The following is a 4,587-nucleotide window of genomic DNA, read 5'->3' on the forward strand; positions in this document are numbered from 1 at the left end:
CGAAATCATGCGTTGATGTGTCCAGCGCAGGCGTATGACGTGCCAGACCTGCCGAATTTACCAAGATGTCGAACGGACCCGCGTCAGCGACCCTGTCCTCCATCGCGGGCACATCAGCGACGTCGAGAGCCAAGGGTTCTGCGGCCAGGCCTGCCGCAGTCATTTCGTCGACAATTGCCTGCACTTTACCCGTATTGCGCGCCGCGACCGTCGCTACGGCCCCGGCTTCCGCGAGCGCCACCGCACAGGCCAAACCGATCCCCGATGAGCCGCCCGCAACAAGCGCACGCTTGCCATCAAGGCGGAATGTCGGGGTGGTTGGCAGTGTCATGGATTGGTCCTTGATAGTGCGCGCCGGAGCCTCCGGCGGAAGTTTTTGGCGGAATGAGAAATGCTATTCGGCAGCGGTTCCATAGGCGATGTTCTTGCCACCATAACGGCGGACACGAATATTGCACTGTTCGGCATGTCCCACAAAACCCTCGAGCATACAAAGCCGGGAGCCGTATTCGCCGACCAGCGTTGCCGCCTCATCTGTCAGGATTTTTTGGTAGCTGTGGGTTTTGAGGAATTTGCCAACCCAGAGGCCACCGGTATAGCGCCCTGCTTTCTTGGTAGGCAGCGTGTGGTTCGTGCCGATGACCTTGTCACCATTGGCCACATTCGTGCGGGGCCCCAAAAAAAGCGCGCCATAGCAAGTCATGTTCTCAAGGAACCAATCGTCGCGGTCGGTCATCACCTGCACATGCTCGGATGCGATTTCATCTGCGACGGCCAGCATTTCATCATATGTGTCGCAGAGGATCACCTCTCCGTAATCGGTCCATGATGTGCGCGCCGTTTCTGCTGTTGGCAGAATATTCAGGATCCTGTCGATCTCAGACAGGGTTTCGCGGGCGAGTTTCGCTGAGTTTGTGAGCAGGACCGCGGGCGAGTTGTAGCCATGTTCAGCTTGCCCGAGCAGATCAGTCGCACATAGCTCTGCGTCCACGGCGTCATCTGCGATCACCATGGTCTCGGTCGGGCCCGCAAAAAGGTCGATCCCCACCCGCCCGAAGAGTTGACGCTTTGCTTCGGCCACAAAGGCGTTGCCCGGCCCGACAATCATATGGACCGGATCAATCGTCTGGGTGCCAATCGCCATTGCGCCAACGGCCTGCATCCCGCCCAACACGTAGATTTCATCTGCCCCGCCCATTTGCATCGCGGCCACAATCGCAGGATGTGGCGCTCCATTTTGTGGCGGGGCCGCGGCTACGATGCGCGGCACCCCGGCAACGGAGGCCGTCAGGACAGACATATGCGCAGAGGCTACCATCGGAAACTTGCCGCCCGGCACGTAGCACCCGACCGATTGCACGGGGATATTTTTGTGCCCCAAGATGACGCCGGGAATAGTCTCAACTTCGATATCAGTCATCGACGCGCGCTGGGCTTGGGCGAAATTGCGGATCTGGTCTTGGGCGAATTTGATATCGTCCATATCGTGCGCAGACACTTTGGACATCGCAGCTTCAATTTCCGATTGGGACAGCCGGAAACTGGGCGGTGAATATTTGTCAAACTTTGCAGACAGATCACGCACGGCGTCATCGCCACGTGCGGCAATATCGGTGAGCGTTGTTTCCACAATGCCGCGCACTTTTGCGTCATCTTCTGCGCGTTCCGCTTCGGGTTTGCCGGATTTCAGATAGCTGATGGTCATGTCTCAATACCCTTCCGGTTTCGGTGGTTTCTGTTCGCCGTTGTCGTATTTCTCCCAGCCATGCCCGCCAAAGACGTCAATGCCCAACTGCATCATCACAGAAGCAAAATCGACCGAGACGGGGTTATCCGCGATCCGGCCGTCCTCAATGCGCCAAAAATCCATATAGGGGATTTTGACCCGCTTGCCGGTGGCCGGGATGCCCATGAATGTGCCGGAGTGCGTCCCTTCGATATGGCCAAAACAAGCCGCCCATGCGCCATCCGCCAGGAACTGATCGGTCTTGTAATCCCGGTCGGAGAAAGCCGCCCGCAACGGCCATTGCCAGTTGCGTTGGAATGCCGCGACGCCAACCTTGGTGCCGCATCCCTGATTCCCGCGCCATGTGAAGTTTTCAGTGAAATACTTCAACATATCCATTTCATTGTTCGCCAAGCCCTGCTCCATCGCTTTGACAGCGTCCAGAGAGGCTTGTGATTGTGCATCGCGTGTCATGCGGCGTCCTTTGCGATCATTTTGCCCGCCCGATGACCGACCATCATGGAGGGCGCGTTGGTATTTGCTGAGGTGATCGCGGGCATCACCGAGGCGCCCGCAACCCAGAGATTTTCGAACCCGCGCAGGGCCGGTCGGGGTGTCACCGGCGCATCGCCTTCACCCATCCGCAACGTGCCTGCGCGTTGATATGCCGTTCCGCAGTGTGATTTGATGTAGCCGCGCAAGGCCGCGTCACTGTCAGATTCCGCGCCGGGGTGGCCTTCAACCCCTGGAATATCAGCCTCTTTCAGCAGCTTTCGCAGTCGCCGGACCCCTGCGACCATCAAATCCATATCCGCCGGATCGGACAAAAGGTTGAAATCAATGTGCAAATCATCCAAAGGACCGATCCCTGATTGCAGCAGAATTGCGGGGGCGCCTATCGCCCCCGCCGAAAGGACGATCCGGCGCTTTGCGAACAGGCAAGTGCCATCCTGAAAATGTACCTCTTGCGCCGTTTTGCCACGCGGGACATTGATTTGCCGCCCGTTCAGCGTATTCTGTGGGGCCGGTTTGAATTGCCAGTCGCGCCTGGATCGCATCAGCCAGATCAAAGCAAATGGCACTTTGACGAATGGACGAACATCCGTCGGCCCCGCCTCTGTGACGGCAACGGAGCCTGCATTGGCGTCGGCCAATCCTGCCGCCACCGCACAGCCAGCCGAGCCTGCGCCGATGACAACGAAGTCATATGCGGAGATTGCGCCCATGGTCTACAGGCGCTCTCCGGTTTGAATATCGAAGAGGTGGCAAATATCGGCAGGGACAGTTGCCTGCACCGCGTCCCCGATCTCTACCCGGTATTCCTTGCCGGACTTCACCGACACGATCGTGCGCCCAACCTTCATTGTGACCATTGTCGCCTCTCCCAGAAGTTCCAGCGAGTAAACGCTTGATCCGATATCGGCGTCACCGGCGGCGACACTTGCATCTTCGGCACGGAAACCAAGCGTAATCGGACCGCTGTGCTGGTTTGGCAGGCCGGAAACCTTCATATTTTGGGTACGAAAGACGCCGTCCGAAATTTCGCCATTCACAAGGTTCATCGCAGGCGAACCGATAAACCCTGCAACAAAGGTATTTGCAGGGTTGTCGTAGATCTCGGTCGGGGTGCCGACTTGTTGAACGATCCCGTTGCTCATCACGACAACGCGGTCAGCGAGGGTCATTGCCTCTATCTGGTCATGGGTCACGTAGATCGTTGTGACTTTCAATTCATGGCTGAGGTTCTTGATCTGCGCACGGGTCGAGACGCGCAGCTTTGCATCAAGGTTTGAAAGCGGCTCGTCCATGAGAAAGACATTCGGTTCACGCACAATCGCACGTGCCAACGCAACGCGCTGGCGTTGACCACCCGATAGCTCTGCGGGCTTGCGATGCAGGAAATCGTCCAACTCGACCATGGCAGAGGCTCGCATGACGCGCTCCTCATGTTCGGCCTGCGGGACACCACGGACTTTCAGTGGGAATCGGATATTGTCGTAGACGTTCAGGTTAGGGTAAAGCGCATAGCTTTGGAAAACCATCGCTACATCGCGGTCTTTTGGGTCAAGGTCATTGATACGTTTGCCGTCGACCAGAATATCGCCGTCGGTCACGTCCTCCAGCCCGGCAATCATTCGCATCGTGGTCGTCTTGCCGCAACCCGACGGGCCAAGCAGCACCAGAAACTCCTGATCGGCAATCGTCAGGTCGAAACTTTGGACACCAACGAACGAGCCCCAGCGCTTGGACACATTGCGTAGCTGAATTTCGGCCATGGCGCCCTCCCTTGCATACGTTTGCAAAAACACTCGCGCGATTCCCGATTTCTGGCAAGGCCAAATCGTCGCAGCGTAAAAATCTTCGCTTTTGCACCGCAAAATGCTTGCGTGGTGCGGACCATTGAAGGTTAACTTGCAAACGTATGCAAAGCTAATCCGATTCGCGATTGGCCAAGATCCACGTCCGGGCAACTCCGGCGCAAGAGAACAACTGGGAGGTTCTTACAAAATGAAAATCTGGAAAAACGCCATGCTGGGCACGGCGGTCGCCGCATTGACCGCAACAGGTGCATCGGCTTGTGAAGTCGATGGTCGCGTCAGCATTATCGGCAATGAATTCCCCGCCATTCAAACTGTTGCCGCTGCCGCGGGCGCATGTGAGGGTGTTGATTTCTCATCCAATCTGACAGCGGACCACCAGTCGCTGAATGTAGCTGGCATGTCCGGCAACCCGGCTGAGTATACCACGGCGATTGTTGCGAATTCTTCCATCGTCGCACTTATCAATGAGGACGTAATACGGCCTTTGGATGATCTTGTCGCGGCTTACGGCCAGGATATTTCACCTTCGCAGCTCATCAC

5 protein-coding genes and 1 pseudogene are annotated in these 4,587 nt (G+C 57.0%); 1 reads left to right on the forward strand and 5 read right to left on the reverse strand.

The features are described 5' to 3' along the window. The 5 genes from ACFDSS_RS13575 to ACFDSS_RS13595 all read right to left on the reverse strand — a co-directional run. The coding region (locus ACFDSS_RS13575) for an SDR family NAD(P)-dependent oxidoreductase (protein WP_375256262.1) at positions 1 to 331 on the reverse strand (331 nt) is incomplete at its 3' end. A 63-nt stretch (positions 332 to 394) separates the two neighbouring features. Then, complete coding sequence (gene hisD, locus ACFDSS_RS13580; protein WP_375256263.1) at positions 395 to 1,705, reverse strand: histidinol dehydrogenase; 1,311 nt, start codon at positions 1,703 to 1,705, stop codon at positions 395 to 397. A gap of 3 nt (positions 1,706 to 1,708) precedes the next feature. After that, complete coding sequence (locus ACFDSS_RS13585; protein WP_375256264.1) at positions 1,709 to 2,200, reverse strand: ester cyclase; 492 nt, start codon at positions 2,198 to 2,200, stop codon at positions 1,709 to 1,711. Then, complete coding sequence (locus ACFDSS_RS13590) at positions 2,197 to 2,952, reverse strand: GMC oxidoreductase (RefSeq protein WP_375256265.1); 756 nt, start codon at positions 2,950 to 2,952, stop codon at positions 2,197 to 2,199. Before ACFDSS_RS13590 ends, ACFDSS_RS13585 begins: the two co-directional genes overlap by 4 nt. A 3-nt stretch (positions 2,953 to 2,955) precedes the next feature. Then, positions 2,956 to 4,002, reverse strand: a complete 1,047-nt coding sequence (locus ACFDSS_RS13595; protein WP_375256266.1) for an ABC transporter ATP-binding protein — start codon at positions 4,000 to 4,002, stop codon at positions 2,956 to 2,958. A gap of 232 nt (positions 4,003 to 4,234) precedes the next feature. On the opposite strand from ACFDSS_RS13595, the pseudogene ACFDSS_RS13600 reads away from it, so the two are divergent. Next, positions 4,235 to 4,587 (forward strand): annotated as a pseudogene (locus ACFDSS_RS13600) (sugar ABC transporter substrate-binding protein); the annotation flags it as partial.

Origin of the sequence: Yoonia sp., from assembly GCF_042093035.1 — a bacterium.
In the GTDB taxonomy this organism is placed as follows: Bacteria; Pseudomonadota; Alphaproteobacteria; order Rhodobacterales; family Rhodobacteraceae; genus Yoonia.

Excerpts from the sequence above, each read along its gene's own strand:
- hisD (WP_375256263.1), bottom strand. The coding sequence starts at position 1,705 with ATGACCATCAGCTATCTGAAATCCGGCAAACCCGAAGCGGAACGCGCA.
- ACFDSS_RS13585 (WP_375256264.1), bottom strand. The coding sequence starts at position 2,200 with ATGACACGCGATGCACAATCACAAGCCTCTCTGGACGCTGTCAAAGCG.
- ACFDSS_RS13590 (WP_375256265.1), bottom strand. The coding sequence starts at position 2,952 with ATGGGCGCAATCTCCGCATATGACTTCGTTGTCATCGGCGCAGGCTCG.
- ACFDSS_RS13595 (WP_375256266.1), bottom strand. The coding sequence starts at position 4,002 with ATGGCCGAAATTCAGCTACGCAATGTGTCCAAGCGCTGGGGCTCGTTC.